The sequence below is a fragment of the uncultured Parabacteroides sp. genome, assembly GCF_947855115.1.
Classification (GTDB): Bacteria; Bacteroidota; Bacteroidia; order Bacteroidales; family Tannerellaceae; genus Parabacteroides.
Map to the genome: position 1 here is coordinate 1 of NZ_CANTZW010000034.1, position 16,143 is coordinate 16,143.

General features: G+C 43.2%; 13 protein-coding genes. 2 read left to right on the forward strand and 11 right to left on the reverse strand.

The window, feature by feature from the left end; translation table 11 throughout:
• Positions 1 to 118 precede the first annotated feature (118 nt).
• Positions 119 to 289 (reverse strand): hypothetical protein, encoded by a 171-nt coding sequence (locus Q0110_RS16040; RefSeq protein WP_297908717.1) that lies wholly within the window; start codon positions 287 to 289, stop codon positions 119 to 121.
• Positions 290 to 557: 268 nt separating this feature from the next.
• Here Q0110_RS16040 and Q0110_RS16045 point away from each other — a divergent pair, with 268 nt between their 5' ends.
• Entirely contained in the window at positions 558 to 1,850 is a 1,293-nt protein-coding gene (locus Q0110_RS16045; RefSeq protein WP_297908720.1) for a DUF1080 domain-containing protein, read from the forward strand.
• Between the two features lie 102 nt (positions 1,851 to 1,952).
• On the forward strand, positions 1,953 to 4,769 hold the full coding sequence (locus Q0110_RS16050) for an NPCBM/NEW2 domain-containing protein (protein ID WP_297908722.1): 2,817 nt from the start codon (positions 1,953 to 1,955) through the stop codon (positions 4,767 to 4,769).
• A 60-nt stretch (positions 4,770 to 4,829) separates the two neighbouring features.
• Here the strand turns inward: Q0110_RS16050 and Q0110_RS16055 are convergent, their stop codons facing one another.
• From Q0110_RS16055 to Q0110_RS16100, 10 genes are all read right to left on the reverse strand, one after another.
• Entirely contained in the window at positions 4,830 to 5,213 is a 384-nt protein-coding gene (locus tag Q0110_RS16055; RefSeq protein WP_297908725.1) for a hypothetical protein, read from the reverse strand.
• A 121-nt stretch (positions 5,214 to 5,334) separates the two neighbouring features.
• Positions 5,335 to 6,513 carry a glycoside hydrolase family 172 protein gene (locus tag Q0110_RS16060; RefSeq protein ID WP_297908729.1) on the reverse strand — a complete coding sequence of 393 codons (1,179 nt, stop codon included), beginning with the start codon at positions 6,511 to 6,513 and terminating at the stop codon, positions 5,335 to 5,337.
• 283 nt (positions 6,514 to 6,796) lie between these two features.
• Entirely contained in the window at positions 6,797 to 7,507 is a 711-nt protein-coding gene (locus tag Q0110_RS16065) for a LytTR family DNA-binding domain-containing protein (protein WP_297908732.1), read from the reverse strand.
• Positions 7,504 to 8,574, reverse strand: a complete 1,071-nt coding sequence (locus tag Q0110_RS16070; RefSeq protein WP_297908735.1) for a histidine kinase — start codon at positions 8,572 to 8,574, stop codon at positions 7,504 to 7,506. The genes Q0110_RS16065 and Q0110_RS16070 overlap by 4 nt, the downstream gene beginning before the upstream one ends.
• Positions 8,574 to 9,599, reverse strand: coding sequence for a histidine kinase (locus tag Q0110_RS16075; protein ID WP_297908739.1), 1,026 nt, complete (start codon positions 9,597 to 9,599; stop codon positions 8,574 to 8,576). The genes Q0110_RS16070 and Q0110_RS16075 overlap by 1 nt, the downstream gene beginning before the upstream one ends.
• Before the next feature lie 171 nt (positions 9,600 to 9,770).
• On the reverse strand, positions 9,771 to 10,376 hold the full coding sequence (locus Q0110_RS16080; protein WP_297908744.1) for a porin family protein: 606 nt from the start codon (positions 10,374 to 10,376) through the stop codon (positions 9,771 to 9,773).
• Between the two features lie 43 nt (positions 10,377 to 10,419).
• Positions 10,420 to 11,286, reverse strand: coding sequence for a CPBP family intramembrane glutamic endopeptidase (locus Q0110_RS16085; RefSeq protein WP_297908747.1), 867 nt, complete (start codon positions 11,284 to 11,286; stop codon positions 10,420 to 10,422).
• Positions 11,287 to 11,655: 369 nt separating this feature from the next.
• On the reverse strand, positions 11,656 to 13,071 hold the full coding sequence (locus tag Q0110_RS16090; RefSeq protein ID WP_297908750.1) for a glycoside hydrolase family 140 protein: 1,416 nt from the start codon (positions 13,069 to 13,071) through the stop codon (positions 11,656 to 11,658).
• Positions 13,072 to 13,085: 14 nt separating this feature from the next.
• The gene (locus Q0110_RS16095; protein WP_297908753.1) at positions 13,086 to 14,429 is read right to left on the reverse strand and encodes a glycosyl hydrolase family 28-related protein; all 1,344 of its coding nucleotides are present in this window, start codon (positions 14,427 to 14,429) and stop codon (positions 13,086 to 13,088) included.
• Between the two features lie 112 nt (positions 14,430 to 14,541).
• Positions 14,542 to 16,131, reverse strand: coding sequence for a RagB/SusD family nutrient uptake outer membrane protein (locus Q0110_RS16100; RefSeq protein ID WP_297908757.1), 1,590 nt, complete (start codon positions 16,129 to 16,131; stop codon positions 14,542 to 14,544).
• Positions 16,132 to 16,143: the final 12 nt, after the last annotated feature.

Below are 16,143 nucleotides of genomic sequence, written 5' to 3' on the forward strand. Positions count from 1 at the left end.
GTTCTCTCTCGAATGCGGGTGCAAAAGTAGTGCTATAAAACATAAACTCCAAACATTTCCGGATTTATTTTTCAAGTTTTTTTTTCGGGACTTGACTGGTTATATTAATGTACGTGAGTCAAGTCATACCGCCCGATCCCCGTTCCGCCGGAGATACCGGGTATAGGAACATGGCGTACCGTACCCCTACATGAGGGTAGAGGCAATTTACCGGGAGACGGTTCGACGGCTTTCCCGGCAATGCGAACACGAATGGCACGACACGAATAAACACTTGAATATAAGCCATTTGTAAACAGCGTCACGTTTTACGGGAAACACGTACGTGTTTTTATCGAAAGACGTACGTGTTTTCCCAAAAAGTCGTACGTGTTTTTTCCCAGTCACGAGGAAGAAAACAAGGGCGAATTCCATTACACCATATGGCAGGTTGTCCTCCGAAGAGGTTTTTCCCGCTGAGAGACGCGTTTTTCCCACGACGACGGATAGAGATATCGAAGATATTTACGTAAATTTGCCATTCAGTTACAATTTATCAATCTAAATTCTTTATTTACATGGAATCTGTAATGAAAAAAACAGCCGCCACAAGCTTGTTAGCCTCTTGTGCGGTATCGCTGGCTTTATTTTCCTCTTGCGCCAGCCAAGAACAAAACACACTTACTCCAGAGGAAATCGCTGACGGATGGGTTCTTCTTTTTGATGGAAAGACATTAGACGGTTGGAAAGATTACAACGGAACTACATTGACACAGCCTTGGCACGTAGTGGATGGTTGTATCCAAGCCAAAGGAGACGGCAGCGACGCAAGTGGCTATATCGTAACCGATAAAGAGTATGAGAACTTCGAGCTTTCCTGGGACTGGAAATTGTCCAAGGGGGGTAACAGTGGTATGTTATACCATGTGGTAGAACGTCCTCAATTCGCCGTACCTTACGTAACCGGTCCGGAGTATCAACTGATCGACGAGCCGAACTTCCCGGAGCCATTGGAAGAGTGGCAGAAATTAGGCGTGGATTACGCCATGCATTTGCCGGATAAATCCAAGATGAAGGTGAATCCCCAGGGCGAATGGAACAACTCTAAGATCGTATTCGATAACGGACATGTGGAACATTGGTTGAACGGACAAAAGATATTAGAGTTCGAGGCATGGACAGACGATTGGCACGCAAAGAAAAATAGCGGCAAATGGGCCAACGCACCGGAATACGGATTGGCGAAAAAAGGTGTGCTTTGCTTGCAAGATCATGGTTATCCCGCATCATTCCGCAACATAAAGATCAAGGAGCTTCCCCGCAAGGCCGGTAAGGAAGTGAATTTGTTCAACGGCGTGGATTTGACCGGATGGGAACCTTACGGAACGGAGAAGTGGTACGTGAAGGACGGTTTATTGGTTTGCGAAAGTGGTCCCGACAAACAATACGGCTATCTCGCTACCCGTGATTATTACGATGATTTCGACCTGACCGTAGAGTTTAAGCAAGAGGCTGACGGAAACTCCGGTGTATTCATCCGCTCTTTCGTAGAGGAAGGCGTGAAAGTAAACGGCTGGCAGGTAGAAGTGGCTCCGAAGGGTCACGATACAGGTGGTATCTATGAGTCGTACGGACGCGGCTGGTTGGTTCAGATCCCGGACGAGAAAGAGAATATCTTGAAAGAAGGCGATTGGAACACGATGCGTATCAAGGTCCAAGGAGATAACGTACAGACTTGGTTGAACGGACAGGAAATGGTAAACTTGAATGATGAGAAGATCGGAGCGGGCAAAGGCCGTATCGCCCTTCAGATTCATGATGGTGGTGGCATCAAGGTTCTTTGGCGTAATCTAAAACTTACGACATTATAATTAAGACGAAGTTATAAACCCAGAGTAAGGTGTTTCAAAAGAAGTCTCTTTGAAACACCTTATTTTTATCATTGATAACACGCTCTTTTATCACTGTATCTTATGAATAAACTTATCTTCACAGTTATCCTCTCAGGATTTACCAATCTCTATGCCATGGCCCAAAAAGAGATCCGGCTTATGGACATGGACCTAAGTAAATCCTATCAAACTTACGGGGGTGCCGTCAAAGGGAAATCAGTAACCAACGAGCCCGCCTCCATACAAGGAAACATATATGATGACGCAATCGGCGTACAAGCCAAGAGTCATATCAAGATCGATTTGCACAAGAATGCGTCACGCTTTTATGCACAGGTCGGGATCGCCGACTCACATATCGATTATACGGATAAAAGCCTTACGGTCATTCCTTTTGTCGACGGCACAAAAATGTATTTCGATACCCGGAAAAACGCCAAGACTTTCGTTGGTTTAGAAGGTAAAGACGGAAAAGTACATCCTGGCTCGGTCCTATTTATCTTGAAAGGGGACGACAAGGAGCTTTATAACAGTGGTATCGTCAAGCTTGGCGATGCCCCGAAGACAATCGACATCCCCCTAAACGGCATAAAAATATTGGATCTTATCGTAGAGCCAACCGATGATGGTCCCAGCGGAGATCATGCCTTATGGATCACGCCTCAAATTGAGTATATGGAGATCATCCCCTCGACCATCTCCACGAACTATCAAGGGGAAGGCCCGAAAGTATCATCCGGTACGGAGAAAAAATTACTCGAAAAAATCAAGCAATTACCTCAACAAGGGCTTCCTTTGGAAAACACCTCTTTCGACTGGCTTTTACAACCTTCACGATCAAAAGCCGGCATATACGCGACTCCCGATGGCAAAGGTATCTTACTGGCAAACGGGATGGTAGCACGTATGTTCCGTGTCTTACCCAATCTTTCCACCCTCGATATCTTTAACCGGATGACCGGGGAAAGCATGCTTCGCGCCGTAAGTAGCGAAGGTAGTTTGACTATTGACGGGAAACGTTGGGAACTTGGCGGTTTGGCCGGCCAACCCGAACGCGGATACTTCCAAATGGAATGGGTCGACCAGATGACCACCCGCCCCGGCTCCTTCCTCGTTGAAGATTTTCGTATAGAGGAGTTGCAGGAGGATATCAAATGGGCCAGAAGCAGATGGGCGCTGAATAAAGAGGTGCCCACAGGGAAAAGACTGACTTTCGTATTGAGAGGAGAGAATGAGACGGAAGGTATCACCGTAGAACTTCATTACGATTTATACGACCACATCCCGGTTATCCGGAAAAGCATGGAAGTTATCAACAATACCCCACAGTCCATAGATATCGATGCCTTTCAACTGGAATACCTGGCATTCGCCGAACCGGAGTCTCCCGGCGGTGAAGATCCCTCCAAATTCAGGCTTCCGAACATACATATAGAAAGCGATTACGCTTGTGGCGGGGAGTTCACCGAGCGGGAAACCGATATCACGGAAAAATGGGTAGCCGATCCGGAATACACCTCCCAACGCAATTATCCTTTGCTCACGCCTTGCCTATTAGATGTATCACCCAAGCTAGGCCCCGATTATACCTTGGCGACAGGTCAGAAGTTCAAATCTTTCAGTGTATACGAGATGCCGTTCGACAGCGATGATCGGGAACGAAAAGGTCTGTTTAAACGACGTTTGCATTATACGGTAGCTCCATGGGCTACGGAGAATCCGATCTTCATGCACCTTACCTCTTCCGATCCGGATGTTATCCGTACCGCTATCGATCAATGCGCTACCGTGGGATACGAGATGGTTATCATCAGTTTCGGGTCCGGATTGAACGCCGAAGATATCTCTGAAGAAAATATCGCCAAATACAAATCCTTGGTGGATTACGCCTGCGTCAAAGGTATCGAGTTAGGATGCTACTCTCTCCTATCAAGCCGTTGGATCAGCGACGAGGTGGATGTCATCAATCCCAAGACGGGCAAACGAGGAGGCATGCGCTTCGGTAGCGCCCCTTGTCTGTGCAGCGACTGGGGATATGAGTATTTCCATCATATACGAACCTTTTTCGAGCGTACAGGCATGCGTTGCTTTGAGCACGACGGTTCCTATCCCGGCGACGTATGCGCATCCACCCGCCATACCTATCATAAAGGGCTGGAAGATTCTCAATGGAACCAGTTCCATAAGATAACCGATCTCTATCGTTGGATGTGCGAGAATGGTATTTATATCAATGTACCCGATTTCTATTTCTTGAACGGGTCTACCAAGACAGGCATTGGCTACCGTGAAGCCAACTGGTCGCTTCCCCGGGACCGGCAAATCATCCATGCCCGCCAATTGAATTATGATGGTACATGGGAGCGAATGGCTTCGGCTTGCTGGAGCTTTGTTCCTCTCGTGGAATACCAAGGAGGAGGAGAAGCCGCTACCTTGGAGCCCCTACACGAGCACTTGTTCGAATACAAAACGCATATGGTACAAAACTACGGAGCAGGTGTACAAGCTTGCTATCGAGGACCACGTCTGTACGATACCCCGGAAACCCAAGCTGCCGTAACCGAGGTTATTCAATGGTATAAGAAATACCGCGATATACTCAATAGCGATATTATTCATCTACGCCGGCCGGACGCACGAGATTGGGACGGGTTCATACACGTCAATCCCCACAAAAAGGAAAAAGGTTTGGCCATGTTCTTCAATCCGACCCATCAAGAGATCACCCGTACGATCCGTGTTCCACTCTATTATACCGGATTAACGCAAACGGCCCGTATCCGGGAAAAAGAGCGAAAGCCCGTCACCTACAAATTGAATCGTGACTATACGGTGGAGCTTACGGTTAAAATCCCTGCCAACGGATATACTTGGTATGTGGTTGAAGCAGCCGATTAAAACTAAAATGGCCGGGATAATCGCTACCCCGGCCATTTTATCTATTTTATAGACTTCTCTTTATCTACGTCCGCTCCCTTGATGTTTTCTGCCGTGTTTATTCCCTTTAGGCTGCTGTTTCTCCAGATATTGTTTGTATTGCTCCTCTGTCAATATCTTTTTCATCTGGGCATTCTTATCCTCACGCATAGCCAACATCTTTTTCCGTTGCTTCTCACGCTCAGCCTTCATCGCCTCACGTTCTTTCCGAGCCTTTTCCATATACTCTTTTTGAAGCTTACGGAACTCCACCGCTTGTTTTTCGTCTAACTTCAAGTCGGCGATCATCTTCTCGCAACGTGCGGACGGATCCATCTTACGCTTGTCCATACGCCTGTTCTCACGAGCGAACACAGAAGTTGAACTCAACAATACAACCAAACACAATCCTATTACCTTTTTCATAAACTACTACTTATTACTTTTATTATAAATTACCTGTTTATGAAGCGCTTCGAAAGAATAGACACCGATAAATAGGAAAGGTTTAACCGGGAATAGCATTTAACATTTTACCACAGGCCATTTACCATCTCGGAATCTCCAGATCATCCTTACTGGGCAAAGCCGGGAATTTGGCGTGCGGCTCCGTTTGATACCAGAAAGTAGTCGATGAGATATCCGACTTCTGGTTATTATACCTACCGTCGTGCCTCCAACCTAAATCCTGAATCGTAACCTTCAGATCCTTTTCAAAACGAACCGGATCCAAGATATGCCAGCGATACAGGCCGAACGCCGTAACAGCCCGGTATAGGCCATCCGGACGGATCACTTGGTGCATTCCCGCATAAGGAGTGGTGAATTCTTGATATTGATGTGTTTTCTGATTCTCGAAGTTATACGAACCGCAGAAATAATCCTCCGTACCCGTTCCACAGATTGTCGGGTATTCCTTATCGCCATCCATATAGAACTTGATCTCTCCTTCACCCCACCAGCAGTTATCATTGACACGCCAAGCCAAATATGTTCCGACATATTGTCCTTTTCCCTTGATTCCATCCACCAGTGTATGAAGAGAACCTTGGGTGGGGTTGGAGCGCCGGAACTGCGCATGGAAATATCCCTCATCCTCCGGCACTTCCGTCAAGGTATAATTAATCTGGTAATACAAACGCATCTCTTCCACATTATTGATATTCTCCAACGTTATGCGTGCCTTCTTACGGAACGGCATCTTCCAGTAGCAGTTGAAAGCGCTCCCGGGATTTACACAAACCGCTAACGAGGAAAGTTGGGCATACTCATTAAACGCGCTGGCGAAAAAATCGCCTACCGGACATTCTACCGAAGGCTCTTTCTCGTCGTCCCAATACATACGGAGTATCGAGAACCGCCAATTGCCGGTCGGAGTCATCCATATCTGCTGGATAGCCCCCGGGCCTTCGATCTCCGCGATGGTAACGGTCTCGCCCGGCTTCACGATAATGAAAGGATTTACTTTCCATCCTTTTCCCAAATCTTTCGCTGGGCCGGCCGCATTCGCCTTATTCCGGATATCCTTATCTCTCACGGGATCAGCCATCGCTCCCTTCCCTTTCTCGCCCGTAAAATTCTCCGGGCTGATCGAACGGGTCCGCGCATTCGACAAACGAGAAAGATTTCCCATATTCATATCCAACCCATTAAAAGGATACTGCTGGGCATTCGCCCAGAAACTTAACACCAAAAAGGCTAACAACAAAACATTGATCTTCTTCATAACGACTTTTAATAAATATAAAATTCACAAAAGGAAATAACCTCTTCAATAAATATAAATAAGTATTTTCTGCCATAGAGGTAACGATTTGGCCATAGTGCTTATTCCTGCATTTTATGTTACATCCCCCCCTAAATAACCCACTGCGAAAATACAGAAATTCCACCATATTCACAACACCTATTTTTTCTCTAATCGTGAATATCGATAGTCCGGCATCGCTCTTGTGCTATGCCGAATAAGCTATATATGAATTGCCGGAGGATAGGCCGGTAAAAAAATATTACTTTCCTTTTCCCATAAGTATTTGGAAAAACTCATCACGATACATATTCCCGATCGCGATTTCGTGTCTGCCGATAAACACATCATTATTATCGAACGAATCAATCTTATTCCTATTGATAATATAAGATCGGTTTATTCGCAAAAAGGTACTTTGAGGAAGTATCTCATGGATGTTCTTTACCGTCATACGGGTAATAATACGCTGATTTTCCAATTGGATAACCACATAATCTTTCAAACCTTCGATAAACAGTATGTCCTTCAGGCCGACTTTGAAGAAACGCCTGTCGGATTTGACAAAGATGAATTCGTCCTCTACATGCTCCACTTTCTTTTCTTCCACATCCGTCAGGAGCGAATGGTAAGTAATGGCTTTATCCACCGCTTTACGGAATTTCGCGACATCGATCGGCTTTACCAGATAATCAATCGCATCTACCTCATAGCTGTCCAACGCATACTCGGAATAAGCGGTAGTGAAGATAATCAGTGTATGCTTAGGTATGTTCCGGGCAAATTCGATACCGTTAATGCCAGACATCTGAATATCTAGAAAGACCAAGTCAACAACCGTTGTACTAATAAATTCGGATGCGGCTTCCGCGCTATTGAAGGTATCCAAAAGTTCTAGTCGTGAAATCTGACCCACTAATTTTTTTATTCCTTTGCGAGCGATAGGCTCATCATCTACTATAATACACTTCATAACTTCAGTTGTAATGCAACAGTATATACACTGTCCGTTTTTGTTTGTTCTAAACTATAATTCACGCCGAATAACAAGTCGAGTCGCCGCTTGATATTCGCCAATCCCAAACCGCCCTTTTCTTCCCGTCCAACCATGTTTTCCGAAACGGAATTTCTACAAATAAAAGTAAGTTTATCCGCTTGCGGGCAAAAGGAAATATCTACAAAAGAACCGGTTTTGCTATTCGCATTATGCTTCACGGCATTTTCAACAAAGGGGATAAACAGCAGCGGGGCCACTTCTATCTTGTCCGTATCCCCCTTGGTGGCTATGGTATATTCAAACTGATCTCGTCTTGTTTTCTCAAGTTCAAGAAAATGCCGCAAAAAACGAATATCGTCATTCAACCAGACTTTTTCCCGTAGGCTGCCACCCAGTTGGTATTGGAGCAGTTCATCGAGATTTAGCAATATCCCGGTTGCCATTTCCGGTTCATCCTCGATCAAGATATTCGCATTGTTGAGCATATTAAAGAGAAAATGAGGGTTAATCTGGCTTTTCAGGTATTTCAGTTCCGACACAGATGTCGCCGCTTTCAAGTCTCTTATGCGACGGTTATTCGCCATCCATTGTTTCAGCAACAAAAGAGCCGCAATCCCCCCTATAAAAAGAAACATAGCCAATAAAGAAGATGTGATACTCAGGATGATTGCCGCTACCGATGGCTCATGATGGATAACGGCTATATCATAGAATTGGTATTGTAGCCATATCATGACGAATCCCATACTTACTGTAAAAGTAATAACCGACAGGATATATAAGCCGACCTTATTCTTTGCCAAAAAGTGAGGAAACAGCACATAAGCATTGAAGTAAACAAGTACATTGAGAAAAAGATAATACCCGAGCCAACCATAAGTACGATTTGCCGAAAGGTTTACTTTATCCGGCGCATCGAAGAAATTTCCCATGGATATAACCAGAATAAAGACTTGCATAAGAAGATGCCTGTAAATACGGTATTTATCATCAATGAGAAAGGATGACAGCCTATCTTTTGTTACGGGAATTTCCTCTCTCATCACAGGTTGATTTTAAGTTCGGCGATTCCCGCTCCGGAAACAAGCTCATACCTCCCGGGAAATTGTAAATCCAGCCGTCTTTTGAACGAAGTAGTTTTATCGTCGGAAAGGCTATTTTCTCCGTTACACTCACATCTGAAAGACAGAGAACTATTTTCATATACAACATTTATTTTCAAAAATGTACTGGTTTCTGTCATATCCTGAATAAGAGAGATAAACAGTAAAGGTGGAATAAACAGATTACCCAGATTCCCGGAGGTTTGTATTTCGTATCTGAATCCGTCTTTATTCAGGTGCTCGATATGAAGAAAGTTGTTCAAGTGGGCCATCTCCGAGGTCAGTAAAACATCATTGCGATTACAATCATATAGCTGATAACGGAGCATCTTTCCAAGTTCCATCAATACCTCATTTGCTTTTCTCGCATCAGTCAGTATGAACGCAGACGCTTTCCTTAATGTTTTAGACAAGAACGAAGGCGTAGCCTGTCCTTTCAGCTTGTTTATCTCCGATTGAAGATACTCGTATTCCATCAAGCTCAATTGTTCTTCCTGATTTTTCCATTGGCGAAACAACATAATGGCTGATACCCCCCAAAAACAAATCAGCAAGAGCATACACGAGGAAAGGTTATCGACTAATATCAACGGACTAGTATAAGAGCTAATCCTGTGTGGCAATCCCCATGCGTTACGCACAAAGTACTCTTGCACAATGGACAGAGTCGGTAATAAATAAGCAGTTGTGAATATCAGGGTGGAATAGAGCGCATATCTCCCTTTCAGCAAAAAACTCGGAATCAGATAATGATAATTCACGAGCATAGCTATCGCGTAACAGATACAGGAAGAAAGGCAAAGCAGGTAAATACGGTTTCCTAACTGGGTAGCGCAATCCGTATAGGCAACAAACACGATATTGGAGATAATTACCACCCCGATGACTACAAAAAATACATATCTCCCAAAACGGTATTTCCCGTCAATCAAGAAACCGGACAAGATGGAATTTTTATCTGCCATTTCTACTTTGTTTCCGCAAAACTACATTAAAAAATCAAGCTTGTACACTATATTGAAGATAGAATTCTTCAATCCTTATTGATTTATATCACAGATGTATAAATTATACTCGCAAAAAGCCTTTGATTGACTCTCAAAGGCTTTCTTACTAATAAATGGAATAAGGGTAAATTAGAATCGGTATCCTACTCCTAAGCTGATTGTTTGAGTATCGACCCCTTCGGTTTTATTTTTGGAGCTTAAATCAAATCCTAATTTATAACTCGCATTGATGCTCAATCCGTTGCGAAACTCATAACCGGCAATCGTACCACCCCCTATATACCAATGGCTTAATTCCAATTTGTTGGCATTTACATCCCAATCCGGCAGTTTTTCCGTCTCGGTGTCGATGCTGAATCCATAACCGATGTTCGGTCCCACTCCGATAAACACTTTACCTTTACCGACATTGAACTGTCCGAGAGCATACACCGGGATTTCCATCGAAGCATATTTGAACTTTGTCTTCTCGCCTGCCGCAGTAACCTTGCTTTCGGTATAGCTGAATAACAGTTCCGGTTGTAAGGCAAAATACTCTCCGAACCCGATTTTTACGAAGCCGCCAACCGAAGCGCCAGGCTTAAAGGAAGAGTTTCCGTTTTGCATGTTCGACACTTCCACATTGGTCAGGTTACCGTTGAGTTTTATTCCGAAAGAGGTATTTGTCTGTGCATCAACAGTGAATGCGAAAGTTAAACCGAAAATAATGATTGCCGTTAAAATAATTCTTTTCATGATTTTGAAATTTTAATTGATTGGTGGATATTCTGTTTGTTTTTTAATGACTTATCGTTTTTGAGAAAAAAAGTCTCTTTTCTTTCAGCACCACGATTGTTGCCAAGATGAGCAGGATTCCTGTTTGGATAATCTTCGTGTCGGGATGCGGGGCGAACAGTTCATTAAATAGCCCGGATGTGATATGGAATACAATGGCTACGATGATGTTTCGTCCGGTTTTATAGTATAGCCAATTCATAAGTATCACAAAAGGAATAATGCTGATTAAGAAATTCAAACCATATATCCAGCCTTCGCATACCAGATTACTTTGATAATAATCACGGATGAATGACAGCGGTATATGCCATACTCCCCAGATAATTCCGAATATAATTGAGGTATTGAATAGGTTAAATTTACCGCACAGGCTATCTGTCCCGTAAGTATGCCAAGCCAGTTCTTCTATCAGGGGCGCAAGTATCAATAAGAACCATACCGGAAATATTCCCGATGTGAAAGTAAATTGCCCTGTAATGATAAATTGTCCGGGGCTATATCCGAATGGTAAGGAGATCGTTTGCGCCAATATTATGCTGGCAGGCATGATCAAACAGGCCAGAATCGCATAGACTGGTTTTATATCCCTAAAATTGAAGAAACGTTTTGTAATGTCTTTCCTCAGCCCTTTATCTTTGCCTGCCATCCCGAACACTACGCCCAACGGGGTAAATAATCCGATACAAGCCAGTATGCTGGCAATTCGGAGGTTTTTATCCTCAAAAGGCGTAATCCAACTGACACATCCCGCCATAGCCCAAAATATCCAAGGAATAAGGGTACATAGGGTAAAAAACAAAAACGGATTTTTGTATCGTTGGATTGCCCTCTCCAACTGTTGATTCTTTAAGATGTCTTTTGCGTTCATATACTTGATATTTTTCATTTGTTTCTGAAGCAAAAGTACCGGGTATTCGAGATCGCATTTTGAAATTGAGACAGAAAGGCGAGTTTCGGAGACGGAAGGGGATGGTTTTGCGAAGTTTGTATCACTTCCTTATAATGGCGATTAATATCTACACAAATTTTACCGGATCTAAGATTGACTTTTACCACTAAGATTCTTTTACCTGCGAATCTTTCTATTACACGTTGTCTTATCTTTGCGTATGACTGGTATCTACCGTTCAAAAGAAAAGCCAAACAAAGAACATTAACCGCATATTATCAATCGGACTGTCTTCGTTTGGCTAATTCTCGCATCTATCCGCTTTGTTATTTAAAGTTTATATATCATCTACTTATCATCCGTCTCTAGAATCAAAATCCAATCATTCCCTCTCTCCCCTGCTTCTCCGGGCGGGTTAAATGTACGAATGCCCTTATTCTCAACCGGGCCAATCAAGGTTCTTGTACCATTCCTCGGATTGAACCAATAAGCTTTACCTAAAGACCGTAATTTACTCATTTGTATTCTTACATCCTGTCCCTGACTCAAATAAACCAAAATAAAAGTCTTATCTTTCGCTAAAACAGGAGTGATATAGCTTGCGTCATTGTAATTAATCCCAAATAAGACGGATAAATCCGGACGGAAACGGTCTAACGGATACTTCGTAAACAAGGCCTTTACATAGCGCATACACCTAGCCCCCGGCCTGTCCAGAGCACCATTCCAAAATGTAAGACACGGTACATGATATTTACCCCTAGGCTTATACATCTGCCAGATAGCATTGTTTCCATATGTATATCCGGCAGCACCAGACAAATAAGTCCAATAAGCCTGCATACGGACATCATAGTCGTCGTAAATCCCGTCCGCAAAATAGGCTGTATCCTTGATCAGACCATTATCATCTATTATATCCTCTTTTTTCTTTCCGAATTTAGAGTAATCATAATACTCCCAAAAACGGACCGGGATATCCTCGTAGGAAGGCTCCGCATTCACAAAGGGTTTGATCGGGTTCAACTGGGTATACATACCTGAAAAACGATATACCGGATCCATCCGGCGATAATGCCCGCTTTGGAGAATATTGAAAGACAGCCAAGGCTCATTGTGAAACCAATAATGCGAGGAGATCTCCCCCGTCGGATGATAAGACATCAGTTGTGTTCCTCCGTTTCCTTCCCGGATTCCTCTCGCCATAGATTGCCAAATATCGAACTCCTTGTCCGTAACCACATTTCTATCACCACCAAGAATCCATATCACGGCATCACTTTTATATCGGGCTCCCAGTATTTTCCCATATGTATAAGCATTATCAGGATTAAACAAGGCTGGATTTCCATCTTTCTCTACCACATTACTCCCCCAAGTAGGAAGAAGTCCAATATACAAACCTCGTTTACCAGCCTCCCGAACCACGAAATCCACCAATTCAAAGTATCCTTCCGTGATTTGAGTAGGATCTTTGTCTATCAAAGGCAAATGCCCATACGCATTCGGTCTATCCAAACCATCCAGTTCAGATAAGATAACTGCCTGTATAACCGTAAAACCTTTTTCTTTCCGGTCATCCAGATAATGGACGATCTCCTCCTTATCCAATACATGAAATAACTCCCAAGCCGTATCACCCAACCATAAAAAAGCATTACCATCTTTTTTATAAATAATAGGATCGTTCGGACGAACAAGCAAATCTTGAGCAAAACAATCCAAGACACAAAAAACAAGACAAAACAAAATATATTTTCGCATACCAATCTTTTTGATTAAAAATTAACATTATCTATCTCTACAGACATCACATTGTCAAAACAAGAAGCCGGTTTCCATTTCCCATTCTCACAATCTAACCGAATATTCCGTAGAACCACATGATTTAAATTTCGGAGATAAAGCCCCCAACAAGGAAGCAGACGATAATCCGTCAGCGGTCTCGAGGTAACACGCCCAACCATTTTCTGAACCTTACCTCCAACATACGATAAGGATATATCAGAGAGCCGGATATCCTTAAAACTACTATTTCCCCAGTTTTCCACTGAGGCGGCTGCTTTCATCAGGCGTGTACCTCTTATATGTTCCAGACAGATTCGTTCACCACGGTTCCCTTCGTTTAACGTGACCAAAAACGGATTATCCAGTCGGTCAAAAGAACAATTCGAAATTGATACATCCCTCACATCTCCAAACGCAGGAAACCATGCGCCCGGCTGAAGTAATATTCCAGAAAGCATATTTCTACGTTTTCGCTCACCGGAAGTCCGATGCGGATATTTACCCGGGCCACAGAATTCGCAACCAGCGATTTTTAAGTTAACAGCGGGCATTATTAATCTTATCCCGTTACACGATGAATTCATATAGCAATTCTCTATCACCATGTCTTCCCATAGCCCACCTGCTATAGCGTCATCCCCCGTATAGAAGCGACAATCCCGGATACAGATATCTTTTCCTCCACGAATATGGATCCCGTCCCATCCTTCCTCTACTAAGAGATTATTAAAAGAGACCCTCTCGATATCATAGCTCATAAAAGCATAATTCGATGCCCTCCGAAATTTAACGCCCGATACTGTAATCCCTTTCGATCTCGATAAAAAAAGAATATGAGGACCTCTCATTCCTTCCTCACCTTCTTCATCCCGGATATGAGCTCCATCAATCACCCCATCTCCGGTAATTGAGATATCCTCGACTCGATCTCCCAAGAACAATGCTTTGTTCCAATTCCGAGGTTTCACTTTATAATAAGCCTCATCCATATTAAAGTCGGATATAGAACGATATTTCCTTAGATCATCTATCCCCCTCACAACAGAATTTCTTTCCAAGAACAAGTTTACTTTACTTTTCAGCAGAATACTTCCTGTTAAAAACGTACCTTCCGGGATGACAACAGTTCCTCCCCCTGCCAAAAAACAGGCCTCTATAGCCCTATTGATAAATAGGGTATTATCTGTCACCCCATCCCCTTTAGCTCCAAAACTCACAACATTATAAATATCTCCATCATTTGAGGCCCAACTTATCTGTACAAAAAGTATCAGCGATATAAAGAGGCTCTCCCGAAAGGATCCCACTTTCGATACATCTAGCATCTTCATCATTTAATGATTTATAACCATAACATAAAGAGATAAAAAAAGAATAGGATCAGTAATCCCAAGACAACTACCCTATTCTTTTTCCAATCCAAACAAACTTCTCGACAGGTTATACCTACTCGTTCTCGTAACCTATGCTTTGTTCCATATTCGGGTTATTTTCCATTTCGACCTTTGGTATCGGGAAATACAAATCTTTCTCATCATAATGCGGATTACCGACACGTGTCTTTCCATACCAACGACTAATTTCCTCATCTAAGACTTTCCAGCGGCAAACATCCTGCCAATGCTGTACACCTTCGCCACAAAGTTCCATGAAACGTTCTTCACGAATCGCATCCCTCAAGGCATCTCCACTAGCCGTTATATCATGGGAACTATCCCCTCTATAAGCCCTTCTTCTCACCAGATTCATATAATTTCGGGCATTTCCCTCATCTCCCGTAGCTTGACAAGCTTCCGCATACATTAAATACACATCAGCTAAACGCATCAAGTACATATTAATGCCAACCCCCAAATTCAACTCGTTTACCGTACTTTTCAACGGATTATATTTCCGCATGCTCCAACCTTGAATATCGGCCTCCGTATCCTTATATTTCAACACTTGAGTTTGCTGCCCGTTCATGATAACAGGAGTTCCCGGACGTAAAGCAGCAATATCCAAACGAGGATCTCCATTAAAACGTTCGATATTCGCATCGTGGAAAAAAATATTACCCCAGCCGGCAGCCTCGACATCTCCATTTGCATTTTGAAAACATAAGGCAGCCACTAATCCATATTGAGAGCCTTCTCCATACCAGTAATATCCAGAAGTATCTCCATTCCGGAAATTAATCTCTAGGATAGATTCCCTATTAAATTTCTCTTGATCCTCATTAAACATCTTCTCATATTCATCGAAAGGAAGTAATTCTTTTCCAGAAGAATCAATTACCTCTTTCAATGCTGCCTTCGCCGCATCGTAATTGCCCATATACAAATTCGCCTGCCCAATATAGCTTGCGACAGCAACAGAAGTTGGGCGAGGATAATCTGCTCTCTCTTCCCATGCAGCTGGCAACAGAGGCTTAGCAGCCTCATAATCTTTTAAGATCTGATCGTATACCTCAGCTACCGTACTACGCTCTATATTCAGCATCTCCGGAGTCGAGGCAACCTGTAGACGGATAGGAACGCCTTTTTTATCGCCATCCCCGTTACAAGGATACCCCTCTCCAAAAAACGCTACTAATTGTTGATGCGCCCATCCTCTCCAAAATAGAGCCTCTCCTTTCATTTGTGAAAGTCTCATCAAGTCCGCATCCGTAAACTTCTCCTTACTGATCCTCTCTAATTGTTCTAATACAGTATTCGCACAAGAGACCATTTTATAATAACCGATCCATAGTGTCCCAATGTAAGCATTATCGGAAGTCACTTGGTTGGTAGCTAATTGGTTCCAGTTAGCATCACCTGTCCAAGCCATATCCACCGTATGATCCACGCAGAAAGTCCCTTTCGCCATTACTCTTTTCCCATACAAAGGTACGGCAACCATATTTGCGTAAATCGATGTCACAATTGTCTCCATATCTGCCATGGTCTTAGGGTAAACACTTGGAGATAATGCACTTGGATTTGACAAATCCAGAAAACTATCCGAACAACTATTAAAAGTTAGCGCAGCTGCCAATAATATAACTAATTTCTTCATCTTCCTATTATT

Coding starts and splice junctions, on each gene's coding strand:
- Q0110_RS16040 (WP_297908717.1), bottom strand. CDS start 289: ATGGCTTATATTCAAGTGTTTATTCGTGTCGTGCCATTCGTGTTCGCA.
- Q0110_RS16045 (WP_297908720.1), top strand. CDS start 558: ATGGAATCTGTAATGAAAAAAACAGCCGCCACAAGCTTGTTAGCCTCT.
- Q0110_RS16050 (WP_297908722.1), top strand. CDS start 1,953: ATGAATAAACTTATCTTCACAGTTATCCTCTCAGGATTTACCAATCTC.
- Q0110_RS16055 (WP_297908725.1), bottom strand. CDS start 5,213: ATGAAAAAGGTAATAGGATTGTGTTTGGTTGTATTGTTGAGTTCAACT.
- Q0110_RS16060 (WP_297908729.1), bottom strand. CDS start 6,513: ATGAAGAAGATCAATGTTTTGTTGTTAGCCTTTTTGGTGTTAAGTTTC.
- Q0110_RS16065 (WP_297908732.1), bottom strand. CDS start 7,507: ATGAAGTGTATTATAGTAGATGATGAGCCTATCGCTCGCAAAGGAATA.
- Q0110_RS16070 (WP_297908735.1), bottom strand. CDS start 8,574: ATGAGAGAGGAAATTCCCGTAACAAAAGATAGGCTGTCATCCTTTCTC.
- Q0110_RS16075 (WP_297908739.1), bottom strand. CDS start 9,599: ATGGCAGATAAAAATTCCATCTTGTCCGGTTTCTTGATTGACGGGAAA.
- Q0110_RS16080 (WP_297908744.1), bottom strand. CDS start 10,376: ATGAAAAGAATTATTTTAACGGCAATCATTATTTTCGGTTTAACTTTC.
- Q0110_RS16085 (WP_297908747.1), bottom strand. CDS start 11,286: ATGAACGCAAAAGACATCTTAAAGAATCAACAGTTGGAGAGGGCAATC.
- Q0110_RS16090 (WP_297908750.1), bottom strand. CDS start 13,071: ATGCGAAAATATATTTTGTTTTGTCTTGTTTTTTGTGTCTTGGATTGT.
- Q0110_RS16095 (WP_297908753.1), bottom strand. CDS start 14,429: ATGATGAAGATGCTAGATGTATCGAAAGTGGGATCCTTTCGGGAGAGC.
- Q0110_RS16100 (WP_297908757.1), bottom strand. CDS start 16,131: ATGAAGAAATTAGTTATATTATTGGCAGCTGCGCTAACTTTTAATAGT.